General features: G+C 57.9%; 25 protein-coding genes and 1 pseudogene. 11 read left to right on the top strand and 15 right to left on the bottom strand.

Annotated features, from left to right (window positions below):
* Window positions 1-201: 201 nt before the first annotated feature.
* Window positions 202-1356, bottom strand: a complete 1155-nt coding sequence (locus tag JKG68_RS08875) for a sensor histidine kinase (protein ID WP_202058339.1) — start codon at window positions 1354-1356, stop codon at window positions 202-204.
* An 83-nt stretch (window positions 1357-1439) separates the two neighbouring features.
* The gene (locus JKG68_RS08880) at window positions 1440-1817 is read right to left on the bottom strand and encodes a response regulator (RefSeq protein WP_202058341.1); all 378 of its coding nucleotides are present in this window, start codon (window positions 1815-1817) and stop codon (window positions 1440-1442) included.
* A 269-nt stretch (window positions 1818-2086) separates the two neighbouring features.
* Between JKG68_RS08880 and JKG68_RS08885 the strand changes: the two genes are divergently transcribed.
* A complete protein-coding gene (locus JKG68_RS08885; RefSeq protein ID WP_202058343.1) occupies window positions 2087-2293 on the top strand; it encodes a hypothetical protein in 207 nt (68 codons plus the stop codon).
* Between the two features lie 141 nt (window positions 2294-2434).
* Here JKG68_RS08885 and JKG68_RS08890 read toward each other — a convergent pair whose 3' ends face one another.
* The 5 genes from JKG68_RS08890 to JKG68_RS08910 form a co-directional block, all read right to left on the bottom strand.
* Entirely contained in the window at window positions 2435-2854 is a 420-nt protein-coding gene (locus JKG68_RS08890; RefSeq protein WP_202058350.1) for a DUF1236 domain-containing protein, read from the bottom strand.
* A 187-nt stretch (window positions 2855-3041) separates the two neighbouring features.
* Window positions 3042-3524 carry a hypothetical protein gene (locus JKG68_RS08895; RefSeq protein WP_202058352.1) on the bottom strand — a complete coding sequence of 161 codons (483 nt, stop codon included), beginning with the start codon at window positions 3522-3524 and terminating at the stop codon, window positions 3042-3044.
* A gap of 7 nt (window positions 3525-3531) precedes the next feature.
* A complete protein-coding gene (locus tag JKG68_RS08900) occupies window positions 3532-4074 on the bottom strand; it encodes a LuxR C-terminal-related transcriptional regulator (RefSeq protein ID WP_202058354.1) in 543 nt (180 codons plus the stop codon).
* A gap of 470 nt (window positions 4075-4544) precedes the next feature.
* Complete coding sequence (locus JKG68_RS08905; RefSeq protein ID WP_202058356.1) at window positions 4545-4907, bottom strand: hypothetical protein; 363 nt, start codon at window positions 4905-4907, stop codon at window positions 4545-4547.
* A 538-nt stretch (window positions 4908-5445) separates the two neighbouring features.
* Window positions 5446-5610, bottom strand: coding sequence for a hypothetical protein (locus JKG68_RS08910; protein ID WP_202058358.1), 165 nt, complete (start codon window positions 5608-5610; stop codon window positions 5446-5448).
* Between the two features lie 335 nt (window positions 5611-5945).
* Between JKG68_RS08910 and recD2 the strand changes: the two genes are divergently transcribed.
* Both recD2 and JKG68_RS08920 read left to right on the top strand, forming a co-directional pair.
* The gene (gene recD2, locus JKG68_RS08915) at window positions 5946-8144 is read left to right on the top strand and encodes an SF1B family DNA helicase RecD2 (RefSeq protein ID WP_202058360.1); all 2199 of its coding nucleotides are present in this window, start codon (window positions 5946-5948) and stop codon (window positions 8142-8144) included.
* Window positions 8145-8266: 122 nt separating this feature from the next.
* The gene (locus JKG68_RS08920) at window positions 8267-9058 is read left to right on the top strand and encodes a DUF1194 domain-containing protein (RefSeq protein WP_202058362.1); all 792 of its coding nucleotides are present in this window, start codon (window positions 8267-8269) and stop codon (window positions 9056-9058) included.
* A gap of 322 nt (window positions 9059-9380) precedes the next feature.
* Here the strand turns inward: JKG68_RS08920 and JKG68_RS33330 are convergent, their stop codons facing one another.
* From JKG68_RS33330 to hfq, 3 genes are all read right to left on the bottom strand, one after another.
* Entirely contained in the window at window positions 9381-10160 is a 780-nt protein-coding gene (locus JKG68_RS33330; protein ID WP_246515248.1) for a PRC-barrel domain-containing protein, read from the bottom strand.
* Between the two features lie 524 nt (window positions 10161-10684).
* Complete coding sequence (locus tag JKG68_RS08930; RefSeq protein WP_202058364.1) at window positions 10685-10912, bottom strand: hypothetical protein; 228 nt, start codon at window positions 10910-10912, stop codon at window positions 10685-10687.
* 163 nt (window positions 10913-11075) lie between these two features.
* Entirely contained in the window at window positions 11076-11291 is a 216-nt protein-coding gene (hfq, locus tag JKG68_RS08935; RefSeq protein WP_202058371.1) for an RNA chaperone Hfq, read from the bottom strand.
* A 329-nt stretch (window positions 11292-11620) separates the two neighbouring features.
* Between hfq and JKG68_RS08940 the strand changes: the two genes are divergently transcribed.
* Complete coding sequence (locus tag JKG68_RS08940; protein WP_202058379.1) at window positions 11621-12034, top strand: VOC family protein; 414 nt, start codon at window positions 11621-11623, stop codon at window positions 12032-12034.
* 71 nt (window positions 12035-12105) lie between these two features.
* Here the strand turns inward: JKG68_RS08940 and JKG68_RS08945 are convergent, their stop codons facing one another.
* The 4 genes from JKG68_RS08945 to JKG68_RS08960 form a co-directional block, all read right to left on the bottom strand.
* Window positions 12106-12432, bottom strand: coding sequence for a hypothetical protein (locus tag JKG68_RS08945; protein WP_202058381.1), 327 nt, complete (start codon window positions 12430-12432; stop codon window positions 12106-12108).
* A 104-nt stretch (window positions 12433-12536) separates the two neighbouring features.
* A complete protein-coding gene (locus JKG68_RS08950) occupies window positions 12537-12719 on the bottom strand; it encodes a hypothetical protein (RefSeq protein ID WP_202058383.1) in 183 nt (60 codons plus the stop codon).
* 96 nt (window positions 12720-12815) lie between these two features.
* Window positions 12816-13358: a sigma-70 family RNA polymerase sigma factor gene (locus JKG68_RS08955; RefSeq protein WP_202058385.1), complete on the bottom strand. Its 543-nt coding sequence runs from the start codon at window positions 13356-13358 to the stop codon at window positions 12816-12818.
* Window positions 13348-13578, bottom strand: a complete 231-nt coding sequence (locus tag JKG68_RS08960; protein WP_202058387.1) for a hypothetical protein — start codon at window positions 13576-13578, stop codon at window positions 13348-13350. The genes JKG68_RS08955 and JKG68_RS08960 overlap by 11 nt, the downstream gene beginning before the upstream one ends.
* 354 nt (window positions 13579-13932) lie before the next feature.
* Here JKG68_RS08960 and JKG68_RS08965 point away from each other — a divergent pair, with 354 nt between their 5' ends.
* The gene (locus JKG68_RS08965; protein ID WP_202058395.1) at window positions 13933-14958 is read left to right on the top strand and encodes an adenylate/guanylate cyclase domain-containing protein; all 1026 of its coding nucleotides are present in this window, start codon (window positions 13933-13935) and stop codon (window positions 14956-14958) included.
* Between the two features lie 6 nt (window positions 14959-14964).
* Here JKG68_RS08965 and JKG68_RS08970 read toward each other — a convergent pair whose 3' ends face one another.
* Window positions 14965-15150 (bottom strand): hypothetical protein, encoded by a 186-nt coding sequence (locus JKG68_RS08970; protein WP_202058397.1) that lies wholly within the window; start codon window positions 15148-15150, stop codon window positions 14965-14967.
* 815 nt (window positions 15151-15965) lie between these two features.
* Between JKG68_RS08970 and JKG68_RS08975 the strand changes: the two genes are divergently transcribed.
* The 6 genes and pseudogenes from JKG68_RS08975 (at window position 15966) to JKG68_RS08995 (ending at window position 21321) form a co-directional block, all read left to right on the top strand.
* A complete protein-coding gene (locus tag JKG68_RS08975) occupies window positions 15966-16142 on the top strand; it encodes a hypothetical protein (RefSeq protein WP_202058399.1) in 177 nt (58 codons plus the stop codon).
* Between the two features lie 170 nt (window positions 16143-16312).
* Window positions 16313-16510: pseudogene (locus JKG68_RS34670) on the top strand (DUF6538 domain-containing protein); the annotation flags it as partial.
* 527 nt (window positions 16511-17037) lie between these two features.
* Complete coding sequence (locus JKG68_RS08980) at window positions 17038-18153, top strand: ABC transporter ATP-binding protein (RefSeq protein ID WP_202058405.1); 1116 nt, start codon at window positions 17038-17040, stop codon at window positions 18151-18153.
* A 4-nt stretch (window positions 18154-18157) separates the two neighbouring features.
* Window positions 18158-19099 (top strand): carbohydrate ABC transporter permease, encoded by a 942-nt coding sequence (locus JKG68_RS08985; RefSeq protein ID WP_202058407.1) that lies wholly within the window; start codon window positions 18158-18160, stop codon window positions 19097-19099.
* Between the two features lie 2 nt (window positions 19100-19101).
* Entirely contained in the window at window positions 19102-19944 is an 843-nt protein-coding gene (locus JKG68_RS08990) for a carbohydrate ABC transporter permease (protein ID WP_202058409.1), read from the top strand.
* Window positions 19945-20004: 60 nt separating this feature from the next.
* Window positions 20005-21321, top strand: a complete 1317-nt coding sequence (locus tag JKG68_RS08995; protein ID WP_202058411.1) for an ABC transporter substrate-binding protein — start codon at window positions 20005-20007, stop codon at window positions 21319-21321.
* Window positions 21322-21461: the final 140 nt, after the last annotated feature.

Consider the following 21461-nt stretch of genomic DNA (forward strand, 5'->3'; position numbering starts at 1 on the left):
GCAGATCAGCCCTGGACCATCATGTCCATCGGCTTGCGTGAATGGGCGCATCAGTTCTGATCAGTGGGACTTGGTATTAGCGTGCACCCGTGACGCTCACAGACAAGAATTTCGGTTCTCACATCGGATGGCAGACGGGCATCACCTCATTGGCTGGGGTGTTCAAGGCGATGATCACCGAAGTTCGTTGACGCGCAGGCGTCAGTATGCCGGAACCAGTCGCTGCTCGACCAGGGGCGCATCCATGCGAAACCGCAGACCCTCCCGGTTATACCGAACCTCCACCTCGGCACGGCACTGCATGGGCAGAACCCGCTGGAGCAGGGTTGTGCCAAAGCCCTTGTGCTGCGGTTCGCTCACGGGTGGACCACCGAACTCCCGCCATTCCAGATGAAGCTTCCTGACACCGTCAGTCTCACCCACGTTCCACCTGACTTCAACGTGTCCGCCTGGAACTGACAGAGCCCCGTACCGAACAGCATTCGTGGTGAATTCATGGAGCGCCATGCCCACCGGCACCGCCAGATCAGCCGATAGCTCAACCGGTGGTCCGATCAACATAAAGCGCGGTTGTCGGCTCTCGGCGAACGGCTTTAGCTCCGTGAGAGCGATTTCCCGCAACGAGGCTGTCTGCCAGTAGTCCTCCGTCAGCAGGTTGTGGGTCTTCGCCAAAGAGGCAATGCGCTTCGAGAATGAGCGGTAAAACTCATCAAAGCTGCCGGTGGAATGGCCCGTGGCTCCAACGAGCGCCTGGACGGTGGCCAGGGTGTTCTTCACCCGATGATGAAGCTCGCGAACCAGCAAGGCCTGCCGCTGCTCGACCTTATGGCTAGCCTCCAGCCGCTCATCCCGTTCCGCGATAGCTCGGCGAAGCTCCAGTTGCGACATCACCTGCCGCGCCAGCAGGGTAAGGGTAGCAGCCTGATCCTCTGTGAGATCGCGCGGCACACAGTCGAGCACACACAGTGCTCCTAACGGCTCCCCATCAGGTGTTCTCAGCGCAGCCCCTGCGTAAAAACGCAAGTTGGGCTCGCCCGTCACCAGCGGGTTGTGAGCAAAGCGAGGGGCCTCGCTCAGGTCAGGAACGATGGTCAACCCAGGCTGAAGCATGGCGGTAAGGCAGATGGAACGATCCAGCGGTGTCTCTCGAACGCCAAGCCCCACCTCGGCCTTGAACCACTGCCTGCGTTCGTCGATGAGGCTGATGAGAGCAATCGGAGCCTGACAGGCGCGAGCGGCAAGCCGCACAAGATCGTCGAACGCAGGTTCTGGCGGCGTGTCGAGAACCCGGTAGCTGCGCAGGGCTGCGAGCCGGTCACTCTCCGTCCAAGAAGGATGCAATTTGTCGTTCAACACGAGGGGATTACCACTGACACCAACCGTGAGAACGTGCTTAACCTATGTTAGTTCGAACGAGACCGTTTGTTTCCCCGGGCAACTTAGTCGCAGCCGACCAGAAGCTGCTGGCAGGCTTGGAGTAGAGCCGCAGCCGGAACAGGCTTCTCAATCCAGGTGATATGGTTGAACTCGGACAGAAGCTGTCGATCTTCCTGGTATCCCGAGTAGATCAGGAAAGGCACCTCACGATGGCTTAGCTCCAAGGCGATCTCACGGCAGGGGCCGTCCTTCAGAGTGGTATCGAGAATGGCCATGTCAGGCGTGGCAGTTTGGAGCCACTCCAGGGCGGCAGAGCAAGTCGCAAAGGGACCAGCAACCTCGTAGTCTGCATCCTGCAAATCATCCTGAAGGGAGAGAGCTATCAGAGCCTCGTCCTCCAGAACCAGAACAAGTGGTCTGCTGTTAGGGTGCTTGGTCATCGGGTAAGCCTTAGGCCGTCAGGCTTGAATCTAACCTGAACAGGCAAGCTTGACTATTGCTTGTGTGGGAGACAGCAGATTACCTTGGTGCCAGAGCCGCCTTGGTCACGCTGTCACGGCCATGGCCAGCCTAACTGGTGAGGTCCAGAAGGAACTCGCGCAGCATCTCAAGTGAACTCCTTTGCGCGCCGAGCCATCCAAGGGAGCAACGACCGGTAATGTTTGGGCGGACTCAGAACTGGCTTTGCCAAGGTCGTATGGAGGGCGAGATGAACCGCTCTTCGCAGAGCAGCAGCTTGCGCTCGGTCGCGCAGAGCCGCATGGCGCAGATACTGGGCAGCAAACCGCAGATGAGCAGCCTGATCGGCTCGGTTCTGATCAGCCAACCGCTTGAGGTTGAGTTCAAGCCGAAGAACAGCACGTTCGCGACGTTCCGCCCAGCGCTCAAGAGCCTGTGCTTGCTGGAGGAACTTTGACTGACGGCAGCTTCTAATCATCTGCGCACCAAGCATGTTCTGTCCGAACAAACTCAATCTCGCAGGAAACTGTGGTTTATCGGAAACCGCCAAGCACCGGCCCCGCGAGGCGTGCTCCTCGGAGCCAGTGTGGTGAGGCGTTTACTCGATGATGTCGACGATCCCACGGGTGCGGGGATCAACCAGCACGGTCCGGTCATTCACAACCGTATAGCGATAAGGGTTCCGCAGTCCGACACTGGCCGGGAGTGGCGCAAGCCGTGCGCCTGCTGGCGCAGGTTGCCCCACTCTCACCGGCTCGGCGACCTGAGCCGAGCGGCTCCGTTGCGTGGCCACATAGGTGCGAACCCGTGTCGTCTCCTCAGAGGTCAGGATTCCACCAACTGCCGCGCCAGCAACGCCACCAACAGCCGCACCAACCGGACCGCCTACGACTGCGCCGACCACCGCACCGCCCACCACCCCAGAGGCAAACCCTCGTCCGGGGTCGGTCTGGCAAGCCGCCAGCGGAAGAGCAAGCAGGGAAAGAACCAGAGCAGACCTGAAACTATGCTGGTGCATGGGGGGATGCCTTCTGGAGGACAAACGCCAACGCCGTGAAGCTTGACCTGTTCCTCTGAACCGATCCGAAGGATCAGGGTGGCTCAACATGCGGCACCAAAGCGGGCTGCCCTGGTATCGTGTTCTACATGAGAGTTGACACCACCGGCAGCGTGTAAGACGCACAAGCCGGTGAGGCAGGTTGCAGCTACCTTCTTCGGCTGAACAAAGCGGCCATCAGCCCACCCCGCTTGCGAACAGGCTGAGGTCCAGCTTGAACCTGAAATGGCTCAGGGTTGACGTCCGCGTCGGGCGTTCGTTCGATCTCAAATTCTGAGTGGACCTCCAGTTCAACCCGATGATGCTCATCAGCCTCTCGGTTGGCCTCTGGCGGTTCCACCAGCATTAGATCAGGCGCGGGTTCCCTCTCCACCTCCTGTGCTGCGGGGGAGAGTATCTCGACCCGACCCGGAAAGTCGTTCCGGGACTCGTAGCGGACGTAATCCTGGAAACCGGGTCTGATCCGGTGCTCTCGGTCGAGGATAACCTCGTGCGTGACTTCCATCACGAAGAAGCGCCCTTCTGGACTTGTCACATCCACCCGCCTGACTACTCCCTCGCAAAAGCTCCTCATCAGATTCGGAGGATGGAAATGGACCCTGACCTTATCCCCAACCGCAACTTCGGCCATCAGCATCTCACTTATTCACGGAAGGTCCATCTTGTCGCGGCAGACGCTCGCTTGCCCACATGGCAGCTTGGGTACGGTTAGCCACGCCAATCTTGCGCAGGATCGCTTTGACGTGAACCTTGATGGTGGCTTCCGTGATATCGAACTGTCGGGCAATGACCTTATTCGGCGTCCCCTCCTTCAGATAGCTCAGGACTTCCGTCTCCCGCGCGGACAGCTTGTACGACTTCAGATCGGAAAGCTGCGGCTCTGCCGTGTTGTCTTGAAGGGGCTGCTCTTGCCTCTGGGGAGCCGCATCCATGAGCGAGCGCAGGACCACCGAAGGCACTATACTCTCGCCGAGCATGACGAGTTCCAGCGACTTGATCAGAACGTCAGGAGCCGTGGCGGTTAAGCAGAAGCCGGTCACGCCAGCCTGATGTGCCGTGCGCACGAAGCCGAGATCGAACTGATCAGCCAGAGCAACAATCCGCATCTCTGGCGACCGCTCTTTCACCTGCCGGATCACCTCAAGCACACGACCGCTGTTCTGGGTGGTTTCGATGATCATCAATGCTGTGTTGAGAGCACAATACTGAAGTCGCTTTGGGCCTGTGACAGATGCTGCCTCGGCGATCACAAACGGCGTGTCCCGCAGGATGTGCTGAAGCCCTGAGCGGAGAAGGAAGCTGTCACAGATCAGAGCCGTTGGAACGGCTGGATCAGACTGAGATGTGTAATTTTGTACAAGCGTCAGCGTTTGCGCAGTCATCCGTGCCCCCTGGTCGGATTTCGATGTTAAGGAACTATAAATACATCGTAGGAAGCTTGTCTGTCGTGATTCAGACAAAGCATAGTAAAACGAAAGTCTTAGAGTTGATCGTCAATCAGATCAGCGGGATTAAGCTTGGCTTTAAACCGCGAAGACACCCAACTCTGACTGAACTCCGCTGCGGATCGAGATCACAGGCAAAAAGAAGCGCCCATGAGGGCGCTCGAAAGTTCTGCCATAGGCGCGGATGAGCCGGTCACGCTGAGAGATTAGCCGATCGCCTGAAGTTCGTCCGAGACCGTTAATGAGAGGTGGCTCTGAAGTTCGGCAACCAACGCCACATAGGGCTGACGCCGCTCGCGGTGGCGTCGCTTCAGGTTGTCGATAATCTGCCTCTTCAGCGCGGGATCGGTCCTGCCGCGCTCCACCCGTTGCACCTCATGCTGATGCTCAAAGTCGAGGTTGGACAGGGTGCGTGACGTGCTCTGCAACGAACCGTGCAGGTCAAAGGCTCGATCTGCACCGATGATCAGGCGGTTGAGCGCCGAGGAAACGGGCTGTTGGTTTTGCATTGTGACCCCTCGACTGGCTGTGCTGAGCCGCACATTTTTCGAGGCGCTCAAGCTCAGCACATACCAGTCTTCAAGAAACGTTCATCCCTAAACTATTCTCCTTCGACACACATTTGCCATGTCACAGTTCCTGATCTCTTTACGTGGGAGTTCAGGTGCTTGGCGGCAGATTGTGACTGGGTGGCTGCTGAAGGCGTATCGGGGAATACTGGAGACGGATGCTCTTGTCTGTTCGATGCCCGACAAAAGCGAACACTCTTTTGTATGGGTCAGCTTTCCGCAAAAGGATGATCGGGCACAGGGGACAATCGATCGGAACAAGCACCAATGGAAAATGGGCCATCCGCTCACCATCGCTGCGATTCAGATATACTACGTTTGAGCAACCTGCTGTTCCCAAGCTTTTGGATTATATTACCAATAAGCCAACGTATTCCTTCCCTCAGTCCGCAGGAGCCAAGGGAATGAAAGTTTGCCGTGAACTGGGCTTTCACAGTCGACCACGAGGGGTGGACTGGACTGGCGCGGCCATCCTGGTCGTCTCTGTCTTTGCCGCCATGGCGCTTCTGGCAGCAGTGTGACCTACTCAGTAGAGGCGTCAGATAGCAAGCCGCTGGTTGTGGTGTCCAGCACGGCTGCGCTCCTGTTCGATGCGAGACAGTGCCACCTCGATGTTGCGGGGCAGAGGCTGCCGGATCACGTCGGCATAAACGGAGCGTAGGTCGGCTCCGATGCGGCGCAACAGTTCAAGATCGGATGTCACTGAACTTTGCTTACCTGTGTTCGCGCCGCTCTCCATGACCGCCTCCCAACCCTCAGACACTATTGGTATCGAGCCGTTGCGTAGTCGTTAACCATCTTTTGCGACTCCTGTGGAAAACGGGCATAGCCCGCTTGATACTCCCTTTTCGTGCTTGTCGACCATGAGGCGCAACTGAACGCGCTAAGTGCAGGAGCGGAGCCTAAATTACGAGAATCGCCATAAAAAAGCTCTGAAACAAAACGAGAACATCTTCAACTCAGAAGGAGAGCATCCTCGTCAGCGGTGCCATCCATTGTTACAGTCAGAGAGGCTGAGAGATCGTCTCAGCAGGCACCATGAACCAGATGTTTCGACCCTCACAAGTTGATCAGAGACCCGTCCTGGAAACGCTTGCGGGCTCGGTGGAGCGCGTCACCTTCCACAATGCCGAGAATGGCTTTGCCGTCCTGAAGGTGCATACACGGGGCAAACGGGACCTTGTGACAGTGGTTGGCCATACCCCTTCTGTTTCTGCTGGGGAATGGATTACGGCCAGTGGCATCTGGATCAGCGACCGCACCCACGGCCTCCAGTTCAAGGCTGAGATACTCAAGACCACACCACCGACCGGGGCCGAGGGCATTGAGAAGTATCTGGCCTCGGGCCAGATGCGCGGCATCGGCCCTGCCATGGCCAAGCGCATTGTTGCTGCCTTTGGGGTAGACACCTTCGAGATCATCGAGGCCAAGCCCGAGCGTCTGACCGAAGTTTCTGGCATTGGCCCGATGCGAGCCTCTCGGATCGTCTCAGGTTGGGCCGAGCAGAAGGCGGTGCGGGAGATCATGATCTTCCTGCATGCCCATGGGGTCGGAACAGCCAGAGCGGTGCGCATCTTCAAGACCTATGGCTATGAGGCCATTCAGGTCATGACCGAGGACCCCTACCGGCTGGCCAAGGACGTGCGTGGGATCGGCTTCAAGACGGCGGATGCCATCGCGGCCAAGCTCGGCATGGAGAAGACTGCCCCTCAGCGCATCAGGGCCGGTATCTCGTTTGCCCTTCAGACTGCCACCGACGAGGGCCACTGCGCGCTGCCGGTCGAGGCCCTTACAAGGCTGGCCGAGCAGTTGCTCGAAGTGGATGCAATCCTGATCCGCACAGCCATTGTCGAGGAGTTGGCCAAGGGAGAGATCATCTCTGACACCATCGGTGACGAGACCTGTCTGTTCCTCAAGGGTCTGCATCTGTCCGAGCAAGCCATTGCGTCTCGGCTGATCGAACGGGCGTCTGGTTCACTGCCCTGGCCTGAGATCGATATCGACAAGGCCATTCCATGGGTGGAAAGCCGCACGGGCAAAACCCTGGCGGCCTCGCAGCGGGAAGCGCTGAAGCTGGTGCTCGGCTCCAAGGTAGCCGTGGTGACCGGTGGCCCAGGCGTCGGCAAGACAACCCTTCTCGACACCATTCTGCGCGTGTTGGTCGCCAAAGGCGTTCGCGTCGCGTTGGCGGCGCCCACAGGTCGGGCGGCTAAGCGCATGACCGAACAGACTGGGTTGGAGGCCAAGACGATCCATCGCCTCCTGGAGATCGATCCCAAGCACGGTGGGTTCTCGAAGAACGAGGAGAACCCGCTCGACTGTGATCTGCTGGTGGTGGACGAGACCTCCATGGTGGACGTGCCGCTGATGAATGCCTTGACCAAGGCCATCCCGCCAGAAGCAGGGCTGCTGCTGGTGGGCGATGTGGATCAGTTGCCTTCAGTGGGCTCTGGACAGGTGCTGGCCGACATCATTGCCTCCGAGCGTATCCCGGTCGCCCGTCTGACTGAGGTGTTCCGGCAGGCGGCAGAAAGCCGGATCGTGGTGAATGCTCACCGGATCAACAAGGGCCAGATGCCCGATCCGCCAAAGGCTGGAGAGGACAGCGACTTCTACTTCGTCGAGATCAATGATCCCGAGGAAGGTGTGCCGAAGATCATCCAGATGATCAAGGAACGCATGCCACGCCGGTTCGGGCTCGATCCGATGAAGGATGTGCAGGTGCTCTGCCCCATGAACCGGGGTGTGCTGGGAGCCCGCAACCTCAACATCCAGCTTCAGGAAGTACTTAATCCCGATCCTCCATCCAAGGTGGAGCGGTTTGGCTGGCGCTTCTCGCCTGGTGATCGGGTGATGGAGACCCAGAACGACTATGACCGTGAGGTGTTCAATGGTGACCTTGGGATGGTGGTCCGGATCGACGACGAGGAAGGGGCGTTGATAGCCTCCTTTGACGGGCGGGAGGTCTCGTATCCTTTTGGCGAGCTCGACACGCTGGTACCCGCCTATGCGACCACCATTCACAAGTCACAAGGCTCGGAGTATCCCGCCGTTATCATTCCGGTCGTGACACAGCACTTCTCGATGTTGGCGCGCAACCTGCTCTATACGGGCGTGACCCGTGGCAAGCGGCTGGTCGTGCTGGTGGGGCAGAAGAAAGCTGTCGCCATGGCCGTCAGAGGTGGGAAGATGAAGAAGCGCTGGACCAAACTCCGTGAGTGGCTGGCGGCTTCATGAACGGACCATGTCGCCTGCGACTTCACAATCAAGCTTTTCCTGCTTCGCCATCTTGGTCCTTCTGATCTTGCCTGTGAGTACCATTGACCCAATTCAGTCTCCTCGCCCGTAGGAGGCAAGGAATGGTGAGGCTGAACCGGTTTGCGACTGTGGCCCTCATGGTCCTCAGCCTTTTCTTTCACCTCACTCCAGCAAATGCCGAAAACGAGGTCGATCTCGCCCTCGTGCTGGCTGTAGACATCTCGAACTCTATGGACCCAGAGGAGCAGGAGCTTCAACGGCAAGGCTTTGTCGAGGCGTTCCGGTCACCCCTGGTTCACAAAGCCATCAGCAGCGGCATGCTGGGGCGCATCGCAGTCGTCTACCTGGAATGGGCAGGCTCCCCGATCCAGTACATTACAGTCCCATGGACGCAAATCGGAGGCCCCGAGGACGCCCTTAGCTTTGCTGACCGGCTGGCGCAGGCTCCCATCAGACGAGGCCCTCGTACCTCCATTTCAGGAGCAATCGACGCCAGTATGAAGCTTCTGAGCGAGAGCAATGTCGAAGCGGTACGGCGGGTGATCGACATCTCGGGGGATGGGGTCAACAACCAGGGGCGCTCCATCACCGACGCAAGGGAGGACGCAGTGGCTCAGGGCGTCATCATCAACGGCCTTCCGCTCCTGCTCAACCGACCGACAAACTACTGGGATTCAGAAAACCTTGATGAATATTACCGTGACTGTGTCATCGCTGGTCCCGGCGCATTCATGATCCCAGTTCGTGAGCGCCATCAGTTCGCCGAGGCGATCAAGACCAAGATCATTCGCGAGATTGCTGGCGTAGCTCCCGAGGCTCTGATCGTGCCGACCCAGGCTCAATCCGAGCGCAGCACCAACTGCCAAATGGGAGCCGACCCGTGGCGGAACTGATGCAAGGCAGTCGGCTCTGACTGGTGCTGGTGGGTGCTTCGGCCCGGCTCGGATCTTCGCGCAGGCGATAATGGGTGGCTCGGCTGAATTGACAGGCCAACGCATGCTGTTGCGCACCGGTCAATCCTCTTCAGGCTTTCATGATTTCAGGATCGCAAACCCCTGACGTTTCAGATCCCGGCGAACACTGCCTCACACGGTTTGAGGCTGCTTTGATCGGAGCCTGTCGTAGCGACCATCTGCCGATTTTGCTCGTCACGATAGAATAGCAGAGCGGCCTCCGTGGGCCGCTCCTTTGTGTTTAGGCGGGCGAGCCGGTGCGTCAGGCAAGTACCCAGTAGTAGGACACCTGATAGTAGTCGTGCAGGTCCTGCTCGCTCCCGCGATCCGGCCAGTCCTGACCGCGACGACCAGAGAGTCTGGGGGCATTCCGAAGCTGCTCTGCCGTGATCTGGGTGCGATACCCTTTCAAGCGAAGGTCGTAGTCGAGCATACTCCAAGGAACAGCATACTCGCTTGTGCCGAGCCCAAAGAAGCCGCCAAACGACATCACAGCGTAAGCAACACGTCCGCTGATTTTGTCGATCATCACCCGCTCGACGGTACCGATACGTTTGCCGCTGCGGTCGTAGACAGCAGTTCCTTCAACCCGGTCGCTCTCGATCAGAGGCTTCCCGGTGCGCTGACCAGGGTAGTCGCCTCGGGATCTGGCATGAGATGGCGCACGTTCCTGGTTTCTGGTGAGACCACCAATCATCCAGGCCATACCAAGGCCGACCGCTCCGACTGCCAGCAGTGACACAAGCGGGGCCTCAGTGAATTGGTGTCCGATGGTCTCGGTGGCTCGTTGATAGTAGCGCTGGGCCTGTGGGTACCGTTCGCTTGTTTCACGAGCATACCGCTGTCCTTGGTCGTAAGCCCCACGAGCGATGTCGGAAGCACTGTTCGCGATATCAGAGATCGTTGTGGCCGCTTGATCAGCCAAGCTTCCAGTTGTGCCAGCGGTCTCTTGTGGGGCGGGTCCACTCCCACCGGCTTGCTTTGCACCAGTGGATTGCGCGTCGTCAGCTTGTCCTGAACTCACTTCATGCCTCTCGTTCATAATCATGCTCCTGTTGAGATGAAGATCCGATGTCGGCAATCTGCTTAGGCTTTTTCAACTCCTATGGCCTTTCTTTGGTTCAGCCGTCCTGCGGCTTGGCTGCGGTGGATCGGGTACCGGTTCCCTGGCTCGCACTCACACAGCCACGCTGATGCCTTTACGCGTGAGTGCTGGTGGTACTGCATAGATTTCCAAGGGTGTTTCCCACCTGATCAACAAGGTGCTCCGCTGGGTCCTATGTCGCCGCCCGAAGCACTTCGACAACCCGCCTCGGCCTTTTGACAAGCACGGTGTGGGTCTGGACCAACGAGTCAAAAAGAACCCGGCTGCTTTCGCAAGCGCCGGGTCGAGCAATCTCTCGTAAGTCTTGGACCCAGTGCACAAGGGGAATGCGGGAAGTAGAGTGGGTCCGTATGTTCAAACAATTCTATAGCCGCCGATCAGTTCCTGAATTTGCGTAGCCTTGGATGACTACTTTCGCCAAGCTTTGGACCGGCAACAACGAAGTTCTTTCATAAAACATCTCACGCGTGGACGGGGTGTTCCTCGACTAAGGTTCCGATCAGGCGCAGCAGTTCCTGCTGTTCTGGGCCTGCGCTGCGACTCAGGAAGGCTACGATGTCCTCATGTTCCACATTCCCTCCAGAAGCTACATTGGCTTCGTGCCGGATGAACACAGCCCCTGAAGGGTCTCCAATCAGGTACCAGCGGTCACCGCTTGAGCTTTCGTAGAGCTTACGCGCTTTCTTCATGTGGGCTCCTGTCAGATCGACATAGCTCGTCCATTGTAACGCATTTCGGCAGAAGGCAAAAAATCGCCTCTACGTAACCGAATAGCTCCACGTGAGAACCTGCATCGCATCCCCAGCGGGGCTTGGAGGGGCTGGTTTACCCAGATGAAGGTGGGTTAACCAGTTAAACTGCCTCGGCTGGGTAGATTGCCGAAATGGCATGCTTGTAGACAACCTGAGTGCTACTCCCTCGCACAAGCAGGACTGTGAAGTTATCGAACTGCCTGATCTGGCCTTGAAGCTTGATCCCATTGACGAGAAACATAGTCACATCAAGTTTGTTGTCGCGCAGATGCTTGAGAAACGCATCCTGAATCGTTGCAGTCGATTGTACGGACACGCTGCACCCCTTCTTTCAGCATCCTCGGCGGGACGCCCTTTTTGTAGTGCCCAACCTATCCAGACGATCGCTGTCGAGGCAATGGACACTTCCGAGTGATGTCCGAAGAGCAACAGCGCTGGTCTTTACGGATCGACAGGCGGCGGAGTTTCATCTGCCCGATAGGCGAGCTATCCTTCTTGCCGTCACCTTAAGCTGGTCCGGCTCCATCCTCGCGCAGGAAGGCACCCGCACCGACCGGCATTCCGACCTACTTATATGCGGTTGCAATCGTCGTACCCGCTCGCCTCTGAAGCGGTTTTGATCAGCAGAGAGATAGAGGACCAATTATGCCCAAGCTCAACCGCGTTCTTGAGACTGCCTTGTACGTAGCAGACCTGGAGCAGGCTGCGACCTTCTATAGCAACGTTCTTGGTCTGCCCTGTATTCACGCCGATCACCGCATGCGAGCCTATGACGTGGGAGGAAACGGCGTTCTGTTGCTGTTTCCGCAGGGTGGGTCCCTTCACCCGATTGAGACCCCAGGCGGATCAATCCCTCCGCATGACGGTCAAGGCCCGATGCACGTCGCCTTCTCGATCCCGCAGGACGAACTGGAGGAGTGGCAGCAGCATCTGACTGAGGCAGGGGTTACGCTGGAGGGCCAAACGCAGTGGCCAAGGGGTGGGGTCAGCGTGTACTTCCGTGACCCTGATGGCCACCTGCTGGAGATTGCCACCCCCGGAATGTGGAAAGGCTACTAATGGTGCCTTGAGCATCGAGCGCCACATCTCCGCTCGTGCCGTGATCTCCTCATCCGGTTTGCAGCATCCAGTTACTGATCCTGCACGACTTGGAGGTTCATCCCATCGATCATCTCGGCTCGACGGGCTTCTCGAACCCGAATTTTGTCAACCAACTGGTCCATTGAGCCCCGGCTGGACCCGAACAAGCCGATACCGGCAATTGCGACGGCGATGCCGATGACCAGGATTGTCCCATCGGAGCGGACAAGGCCGAGAACTGATGTTGCGAATAGTACGATGCCAACGATCACTGCCACCTTCGCGACGATGATGCTCTTCCGACATTGCTCTGCCGCATCAGACAGGGCATCAATGTCAGCTTCGAGATCGTCGATCTGCTGGTGAAATTTTGTCATTCAGGTGTGTCACTAGTCGAGAGGCTGATGACCAGCCGCTGCCGCTGTTGTCATCATGAATAAAAACACTTGCGCTATCCTTCCTGTCCGTTTTGCTTTTTCGCTCAAGGGGCCGCTCTAATCCAAAGCACACCTTCGATCCGGCTCACCATGAGAGGATTATCAGTCTCGATCACCAGAGCATCGAACATCTCTTCGCGCGAGACGATCACCACGCCACGCTCAACCATCAGCCTCTCCACGACATCGAGCATTCTGTCTTCCGTGGAGACAATGTAACGCGCCATCACAAACCCTTCACCGCATGCAGCATTATAAGAGTACCGGCCCGGCTGTCACCTTCAGCCAGCAGACCTCATTATGTCGTAGGTTGCAGCGGCAGCTTACCGAGCAGCCAGTGCTGCTTTGGTCACATCGTCAGGTCCGAGTTCGCCCTCACTGGTCAGGTCTAACAGGGCCGCCAGCCTCGTTCGTGCACGGTTCACGCGGCTCTTGATGGTGCCCACCGCCACTTGGCATACCTCAGCGGCCTCTTCGTAGGACATCCCGTGGGCCCCGACCAACAGCAATGCTTCTTGCTGGTCCACCGGCAGCGTCGCCAGAGCAGTGCGGAAATCCTCCAAGTCGAGATGGCTCTGCTGATCCGGTTGTGTTCTGAGCCGCGCGGCAAAGGACCCGTCCGCATCCTCAATCTCGTGTTTGCGCTTGCGGTAGTCCGAATGGAAGAGGTTACGCAGGATCGTAAACAGCCACGCGTTCAGGTTGGTACCCGGCTCGAACTTGTGGATGTTCGCCCACGCCCGCGTAATGGCATCCTGCACGAGGTCGTCTGCGCGGTCGCGGTGGCCCGTAAGGGACATGGCGAAAGCGCGCAGGTGCGGGATAGCCGCGATCAGGTCGCTCCGTACTGAGCCCTCAACGGTCATGAAGAGGTGTCTCCAAGCCCACCTCGATAGCGCGGATCAACCGTGTCAGCCTTGGTGATAACGGCTGCTGAAGCAGTTCAGCGTTCATGTCGCGCAGGGTTTTGCTGATCCGCGCCTGCGCTTCAGACTGCATGCCTATCCAGGGACGGGTGCCGCGCCATGCTGGTGGCACAACGACATTGTCGTCTTCCGGCCAGCCATCAGAGACTGCACGGCCCATCGGCGTTTCCTAACCTAATTGCTCTGTTCTTAGCGTTAGATCAGCAACGAGGAGGGTCGCTCACTGTTCCGGTTTGTCGGCAAGCTTTATCAAACCTTGTTCGGTCGTTTGACGAGTGAGTGCGTGTTTCCGTATCGTTATAGAATACACAGGCTTTGCTGCCCGTGATTTCATGATTGGGGCAACTCCCCACCTTGGTGAGCAAAAAATTCAGCGGAATGGGTTTTTAAGGAACCCGTGCTTCTTACCCTCGTTTAGCGGGGAGTGAAGTTGTGTATCAGCGGAGCAGTACACTCAAGGTTGAGCGTCCATTGCGTTGCGTTCTCTTCATTAGCCTCTTCCGGGGCGCTGCCTATGAAAAAGCCGCGACCAGTGATCCAACGCCGTCTTGCCGCAATCCTCTGCGCAGACGTGGCTGGTTATGCGCGGCTGATGAGTGTTGATGAGGTCAGTGCCTTTGCGCTGCTAAACTCACATCGTGAGATCATTGATCGGCAGATCAGCCGATTTGATGGCCGCACCGCGAATACTGCTGGCGATAGCATTGTTGCTGAATTTCCGAGTTCCATTAACGCCGTCAGGTGCGCCTTGGAAATTCAGGAGCGCATTGCTGACGCCAATGAGGACATACCATCAGAGCGACGGGTGATCTTTCGCATCGGTGTTCATGTTGGGGAGATCATTGTCAGAGATGGCGATCTGTTCGGGGATGGGGTCAACATTGCAGCACGTATGGAGAAGCTGGCCCCGCCCGGATGTGTATGCCTTCCAGAGTCGGCCTACCAATACGCCTACAAGGCACTGTCGGTGCCTCTTGAGGACCTTGGACCGCAACTCTTCAAGAACCTGAGCACACCCATCCATGCCTATGTTACCCGCCCACCTACCAATCCGTTGTCCCGCGCTATTCCAGCCGTCCACCGCAAAAACCTGTTCAACTTGACGCGGCGCTTACATAGAATTCTCTCAACAGCCGCCTTGAAAGTTGCCAGACCCGAGGGGCTGACATTGGTTGAGCCAACGGTGCTTGCGTCGCTGCATGATGCTCCCGCAATTGACGAGCACCGATTAGCCGAGCGGATTGGGGTTGATCCTGCCAGTGCTCAGCGGATGGTAAGGCACCTTCAGGATCGAGGGCTTATTTGCCGGGTAGATAATGAAGGGAGCCGCCGTCCTCTCTTCAGTCTCACACCGGAGGGGCTCGAACTGTTTTCCCGGCTTTATCCTGTTATCCTGTCAGTCCGGGATGAGATGATGGGGTGCCTTTCAGAGCGCGAGCGAGAAGTCTTTCTGGACCTCTTGGCCCGAGTTGTCGCCGCCAATGAACACAAGAATAACCGCCATTCACGGGGAGGGAACACAGTCGTGGAGGGAAACTAACAGACTTCAGGCTGTGAAAACCCAGACCAGCATCTGAATCGCTCCAACGACGATCAGGGTGAAGCCAGCCACACGGGTTGTCGTTGCGGTTTTGCGCCGCGCCTCTGGCGTGTTCTCTCCCATGAGCAGGATGTAGGAGCGAGCAATGGCGGCAAGGCCAATGACTGTCCATACGACGGATAGATAGAGCATCTGGATTTCCCATGGCCGTGTCGGAGGATACCTCCAGTACCGAACACCGCAGTCAGCAGAAGGTCACAGCGTCTTATGGGATCACCTTAAAGGCGGACTCGGTCTGCGCCTCGGGTGCCCATGTAACCGGGTAGCTGATTGCGGTGACGAGCAATTGGCCAAATGGGAAGTGATACCAAGTGCCGCTGATCATCATTGGTGCGCCCACTCACGCACGCCGATGGACATGAATCACACATCAGGCGCTTTGAGGCTGCGACGAGTCGCTCTCACCAGGACGTGGTATGAGCATAGTCTTGCTGTGGCGGACTGGTTCTGAAGGGTCAATAGGATCGCGTCTCCACGAAGCTCCTTCATCGTTTCCCGCCCTCTATCACTGTCAGCTTCCGCATCATCGGCGGGACGTCTGGTGGAGGAGAACTGAGCGCCTCCAAGTCCGTGAAGCGAGCCTTGCACTTGGGATCGTATTGATTAGGGGGCCGCTCTCCTGGATGGCTCTTCCACGGGCAGTCAAACGCGATCTTGTCCATGAGATCGCATAGTTGGATGTCGGCTCCGTACTTCTCAGCCAAACGGGCGAGCCGACACTGCCCCCTCCTGTGAGGACAGAGTGGGCAATCGACCCGGACGATCACCCAAGGAAAATCGCTGAGTCGCTCCACCATCGCTGCTCCATCAGTCATATAGAGAACCAAATGTGAACAGGCCGAGTAGGTTCCAAGCAGATAAGGTAGAAGTCCATGCCACGTCGTTCATAGCACGATGAGATATACAGTCGCTTTAAGAGGACTTTGTCTCCTGTTTCGCAAAAATCCATGAAAAGCAATATTATTGATGAGGCCAGTGCCGACCAATCACTTCGCTTTCAGACGGTATGGTCTACCAAACGAGGGCAGAAGAAGGCCGCAAAGGTGCTAAAAACTGTTGAGGCACATTGGGTTGAAACGGGGTGGAACTTCATTAAGCACCAAGCTTATGTCTTTGAAATTTAAGGGTTGTTCAACTCCTCTCCTGGGCACCAACAGCACCCTAAGGTGTTGCTCCGCAGAAGAATCCAGGTAAATCAAGGCGGAGAGCCGTCCGAGTGGTACACATGGCCTTTTCCATGTCACGCCCCTAAAAGCATCCCAAGACCGGAAGTTACTAGCTTCGCAAGGGCGTCCCCGACGACCTCCAGCCGATCATTGGCAAGCGAGAGGTCAAGCTCAGCCTCGGGACCAAAGATCCCGAAGCAGCGAAGCAGGAGCACCTCAAGGCTCTGACGGATCTGGAGGCGCAATGGAGAAATCTGCGCGCCGGTCCCAAGACCCTAGCTGAGCGGGCGGTCCATGAGCTGGCCCGGATGGTTCATGCTACCTAGCTTGCATGCTGCCGGGGTAACCCGTGTCGGCAGACCTCCTGGAACACAGAGATCGGAGGGAGGATTTCCCAGATCCTATCCTTCAACCTTACTGCTCTCCTTGAAGGATGCCACGGCAAGCCCTTCAGCTCACATGCTCGTGATGGATCAGGCCGGGAAGTGGCGAGTCGAAACACTGCTTAGCCGACGCTGAGAGCAGGAGCGCTCATCTTCAGACCCTTGCCGACTCTGAACACCCTCTTCAACAATCTGGCTGCCAGCGTCGCCAACCTGAAGTCTTGCGTGAAGATGAAGGTCGCGTCGTAGACCCTCCAGGGAGGTAAGTGGCTCAGACGCCGCTCCAGCCACATGACGATCATCGCTGGCCAGGTTCGGTTTGAGAGAATTTACTGATATCTGCAAATTTACATCATAACTAATCACACTGAGCTGGCGTTTGATCATAATATAACTGACGGCACTGGGTTGGTCTGCAACTGACCAGGTGGATTGGGGGCAGTCCTCCAATGACGGCTGAAGGGGGAACGATGGCATCCGTTGAGGTTCGCGGTGTTCGCAAGAGCTTTGGCGCTTTTCCGGTTCTGCATGGAATTGACCTGATGATTGAGCCAGGTGACTTCACGGTTATCGTGGGGCCGTCTGGATGCGGAAAATCCACTCTTCTTCGCCTGATCGCAGGTCTTGAGGATGCGAGCGGAGGCGACATCGTCATCGACGGCGATGTCGTCAACAACGTGGCCCCGGGCGGTCGGGATATCGCTATGGTGTTCCAGAACTACGCCCTTTACCCCCATATGACGGCAGCCCAGAACATGGCGTTCGGCCTGGAAAACACGCGGGTTCCGAAGGACGAAATCCGGCGGCGCGTGGCGGCTGCGGCGGAAACCCTGCGCATCCAACCTCTCTTGGATCGCAAGCCGCGCGAGATGTCCGGCGGGCAGCGTCAGCGTGTTGCCATCGGCAGGGCAATCGTACGTGATCCGAAGGTGTTTCTCTTTGACGAGCCGCTTTCCAATCTGGATGCTGCCTTGCGCGTGCAGATGCGGATCGAACTCGCCAAGCTGCATCACCAGCTTAAGTCGACCATGATCTACGTCACCCACGATCAGGTCGAGGCCATGACCATGGCGGACCGGATCGTGGTCATGAACGAAGGACGTATGGAGCAGGCCGGGCGTCCGCTGGAACTCTACCACGCACCTCGGAATACGTTCGTTGCAGGCTTCATCGGCTCCCCGAAGATCAACCTCCTGCCCGGAAGCGTGCAGGCTATTGGATCCGAGGGTGTCACAATAGCCCTTTCAGTCGGCGGCACACTGGCGGCGCAGGTCGTGCCTGGGGATCTCCGCCCCGGAAACGAGGTGATCGTCGGGGTAAGACCCGAGAGCCTGCATCAGGCGTCCGGATCGGAAGGTTTCGCCGCCCGCGTGGATGTGATCGAGCGGCTTGGAAACGAGACGGTCGTGTATGCGAGCCTTCCGACGGGCGAAACCATTATCTTCCAGGATCGAGGGGCTGGTAGCATCGGGATCGGCAGCACCGTGCGGCTGAGCGCCGATCCGGAACACTGCCACCTCTTCCATAAGGACGGAACGGCTCTGTCCCGGACCGAGCAGGCTCTCGCCGCTGCCCTGAAGGTCTGACGCGATGACGGCGGCTCACTCAGCAACCTCCCCAAAACATATCGGCATCTCGCCCCGCTTCGCATTCGAGCCGAAATCGTCTGCGAAACGTCGTGACGGCCTTGCAGCTCTCGCGTTCCTGGCTCCCTACCTCATTTTCTTCGTGCTGTTTCTGGCATATCCCTTCTTCTGGGGAGTCTGGATCAGTTTTCACGATTGGGAACTGGTCGGTACGCTGCGCAAGTTCATCGGCCTCGCCAATTACTGGGACATGTTCGAGGATCCGATCTTTCGCGTCTCAATCCGGAATACGCTCCTGTTCACCGCTATCACGGTTCCTGTCATGGTGGCGGCTTCCTTGGGGCTCGCATTGGCCCTCAACCGGGAAAACCGGTTCCACGCGGTGCTCAGGGTTATCTTTTTTACATCGAGCGTGTTCTCCGTCACTGTCGCAACGCTCATCTGGATTATGGTGCTGAGCCCGGATCGCGGTCTTTTCGCTCATCTGTTCAATAGCCTGGGCCTGCAGCCTATCGCCTTCCTCGGATCTCCCGACTGGGCCATGCCGGCCCTCACCATCACGACCGTCTGGTGGTCCGTCGGGTTTCCGATGATCCTCTTCCTTGCGGGCCTGCAGCAGATCCCGCAGGAACTCTACGATGCCGCGCGTATCGATAACGCTTCGGCCTGGCGTCGTCTCACGCGCATCACGCTGCCTTCCCTCAAGCGCACGATCGTGCTGGTCGTCGTCCTTCAAATCATCGGACAATTACAGATCTTCGGCCAGCCGCTGATCATGACCGGAGGCGGGCCGGCGGATCGGACGCGCTCGATGGTGCAGACGATCTATGAAACCGGCTTCAATGAATGGCAGCTGGGATATGCCTCGGCCATGTCGCTGTTCCTGTTCGGGGTGATGTTCCTGGCTTCGATGCTCCAGCTCTATATCTCGCGTCAGGAGGACTGAGCATGGCCGCAAGACAGCTCCGTTCCGAGCGCACCTCCGAATGGTTGATCAGGTCGCTGCTCGTGGGCCTTGCCGCCCTCTGGATGATTCCGCTGATCTGGATCGTGGCGATGTCGTTCAAGCCGAATGACGTCCTGGCGATGTCGACGTCCGGCCTTCTGCCTATTCCCTTCACATTGAAGAACTTCAGCGACATTTTCTTCGTATCGATGACCCCTCGCTGGCTGTTGAACAGCGCGGTCGTCGCTCTGGGAACGACCGCGCTCACTCTGGTGGTGGCGTCGCTTGCAGGCTACGCTTTCGCCCGACTGGACTTTCCGTTCAAGCGCACGCTCTTCATCATCGTGCTCGCGGGCCTCATGGTGCCGGAGCAGACCCTCGTGATCCCCCTTCATGCGGTCGTCACCAGCTGGGACCTGCACAACACGCACTTTGCCTTGATGGCTCCCCGCGTGGCGCTTCCTGTGGGCGTGTTTCTGATGACCCAGTTCTTCAAGGCCGTGCCGAAGGAACTCGAGGAAGCGGCTGCCATCGACAATGCCAGCCGTTTCACAATCTTCCGGCGCATCATGCTCCCCCTGTCGATCCCGGCTCTGGTGACGCTCGGGATCTACACGTTCCTGCACAGCTGGAACGACTTCTTCTGGCCGCTTGTGTCGGCCACCAACACGAACATGTACACGATCACTGTCGGACTGGCTTCGCTCCAGGGCAACTTTGCCCAGACCGAGGGGCTCGGCTTCATCATGGCGACTGCCGTGTTCGCGAGCCTGCCGATTGTGATCGTTTACCTGATCTTCCAGAGATACCTGGTGCGCGGCATTGCGCTGAGTACGGGGAAATAAGCTCGCGCAGTGACGCGGGTCCTATAAACGCCCCGAATCCGGGGCAATGTGGAGGAAGAAGTGCTCAAGAAATCGATTCTGTCCTTGTTGCTGTCAGGAGCCCTCGTGGCTCCCGGGGTTGCCTTCGCACAGGTGAAGACCGAGATCAGCTTCCTGCGCTTCTTCGGCGGCTGCGCCGACGAATACGCCAACGTGACGGACGTTGATAAGGCCAGCGGCGAATGCGGCGTCATTCAAGTTCTCACCAACAAGTTCAACGCCGAGAACAAGGATGGCATCAAGGTCAATACGCAGAACGTCGACTGGAATGCCTATTACGATCTGCTCTCGACGAAGCTCGCCAGCAATGAGGCGCCAGACATTGCCGTCATGCACCGCAGCACGTTGCCGAACTTCGTCGCCCGCGATCTCATCGAGTCGATCGGTGAGGATCTCACGAAGGCTGGAGTCGACCTTGATGACTTCGCAAAGCCAGCACGTGAGGCGGTCACTTACGAGAACAAGACCTGGGGGTTGCCGTTCGACATCCATGCTCTGCTCTGGCACGTCAATGTCGACATCATGAAGGCGGCAGGCCTCGTCGATGCCAGCGGCGCCCCGATCGTTCCCAAGAATGCCCAGGAACTGTTCGAACAGGCGCGGATCGTCAAGGAAAAGACGGGCAAGCGTTACATCAGCATGGATGCCCGCAACGACGCGATGCCGGTGCGCGTGTTCAACATGCTCATGTGGCAGCAGGGCGCGGATGTTTTCTCATCTGAGACCGGCAAGCCGACGATCAACACGGCACAGGGCAAGCAGGCTCTAGACTTCATCCAGAAGCTTTACAAGGATGGCCTTGCGGTCGCAACGCACGGCAATGGCGAGGCAAGTCAGTCATTCCAGCAGGGCGAGGCGGCCATCATGGTGAACGGGACCTGGGCGGTCAACAGGTTGGCGAGCCTGAGTGCGGAGGGCAAGATCGGCTTCAAGACTTATGCGGTTGCCGATTTTCCGCCGATCTTCGGCAAGGCCACTTGGTCCGACAGCCACATGTGGGTGATGCCGAAGAAGAACCGCACGCCTGAGCAGAAGGCTGCCGCCATCGCGTTCCTGAAATACCTCAACGACAACGGCATCAGCTGGGCCAAGACGGGCCACCTGCCTGTGCGGACCTCGGTGCTGCAGAGCGAAGCTTACGCGAAACTGCCGTTCCGCAACGCCTACGCCCAGACCGCTCAAATGGCCCGCGCCGTTCCGATGGTTCAGAACCAGCGCCCGGCTCAGGACGCCATGCGTGACAGCTTCGGCGCGGCTCTTCTGACGGACAAGTCCACGGCGGATGCCCTGGCCGAGGCCCAGAGCAAGGTTGAGCGCCTCTTCCGCCGCGTACGGTGATTGCAGTAGCCCTGCCGCTCTTGGCGGCGGGGCGTTCTTCCCCTGGAGCTGTTTCGGACGATTTTCGTTCCGAAATGCTCGAGGGTTTCTTCTGCCGCACTCAGCAGTAAGACAGCCAGCAAAGCTGTTTCTGGTGCATA

It is taken from the genome of Microvirga aerilata (assembly GCF_016743775.1).
GTDB lineage: Bacteria > Pseudomonadota > Alphaproteobacteria > Rhizobiales > Beijerinckiaceae > Microvirga > Microvirga aerilata.

Coding starts and splice junctions, on each gene's coding strand:
- JKG68_RS08880 (WP_202058341.1), bottom strand. CDS start 1,817: ATGACCAAGCACCCTAACAGCAGACCACTTGTTCTGGTTCTGGAGGAC.
- JKG68_RS08885 (WP_202058343.1), top strand. CDS start 2,087: ATGAACCGCTCTTCGCAGAGCAGCAGCTTGCGCTCGGTCGCGCAGAGC.
- JKG68_RS08890 (WP_202058350.1), bottom strand. CDS start 2,854: ATGCACCAGCATAGTTTCAGGTCTGCTCTGGTTCTTTCCCTGCTTGCT.
- JKG68_RS08895 (WP_202058352.1), bottom strand. CDS start 3,524: ATGGCCGAAGTTGCGGTTGGGGATAAGGTCAGGGTCCATTTCCATCCT.
- JKG68_RS08900 (WP_202058354.1), bottom strand. CDS start 4,074: ATGATCATCGAAACCACCCAGAACAGCGGTCGTGTGCTTGAGGTGATC.
- recD2 (WP_202058360.1), top strand. CDS start 5,946: ATGAACCAGATGTTTCGACCCTCACAAGTTGATCAGAGACCCGTCCTG.
- JKG68_RS08920 (WP_202058362.1), top strand. CDS start 8,267: ATGGTGAGGCTGAACCGGTTTGCGACTGTGGCCCTCATGGTCCTCAGC.
- JKG68_RS33330 (WP_246515248.1), bottom strand. CDS start 10,160: ATGAACGAGAGGCATGAAGTGAGTTCAGGACAAGCTGACGACGCGCAA.
- JKG68_RS08930 (WP_202058364.1), bottom strand. CDS start 10,912: ATGAAGAAAGCGCGTAAGCTCTACGAAAGCTCAAGCGGTGACCGCTGG.
- JKG68_RS08940 (WP_202058379.1), top strand. CDS start 11,621: ATGCCCAAGCTCAACCGCGTTCTTGAGACTGCCTTGTACGTAGCAGAC.
- JKG68_RS08945 (WP_202058381.1), bottom strand. CDS start 12,432: ATGACAAAATTTCACCAGCAGATCGACGATCTCGAAGCTGACATTGAT.
- JKG68_RS08950 (WP_202058383.1), bottom strand. CDS start 12,719: ATGGCGCGTTACATTGTCTCCACGGAAGACAGAATGCTCGATGTCGTG.
- JKG68_RS08955 (WP_202058385.1), bottom strand. CDS start 13,358: ATGACCGTTGAGGGCTCAGTACGGAGCGACCTGATCGCGGCTATCCCG.
- JKG68_RS08960 (WP_202058387.1), bottom strand. CDS start 13,578: ATGGGCCGTGCAGTCTCTGATGGCTGGCCGGAAGACGACAATGTCGTT.
- JKG68_RS08965 (WP_202058395.1), top strand. CDS start 13,933: ATGAAAAAGCCGCGACCAGTGATCCAACGCCGTCTTGCCGCAATCCTC.
- JKG68_RS08970 (WP_202058397.1), bottom strand. CDS start 15,150: ATGCTCTATCTATCCGTCGTATGGACAGTCATTGGCCTTGCCGCCATT.
- JKG68_RS08975 (WP_202058399.1), top strand. CDS start 15,966: ATGAAAAGCAATATTATTGATGAGGCCAGTGCCGACCAATCACTTCGC.
- JKG68_RS08980 (WP_202058405.1), top strand. CDS start 17,038: ATGGCATCCGTTGAGGTTCGCGGTGTTCGCAAGAGCTTTGGCGCTTTT.
- JKG68_RS08985 (WP_202058407.1), top strand. CDS start 18,158: ATGACGGCGGCTCACTCAGCAACCTCCCCAAAACATATCGGCATCTCG.
- JKG68_RS08990 (WP_202058409.1), top strand. CDS start 19,102: ATGGCCGCAAGACAGCTCCGTTCCGAGCGCACCTCCGAATGGTTGATC.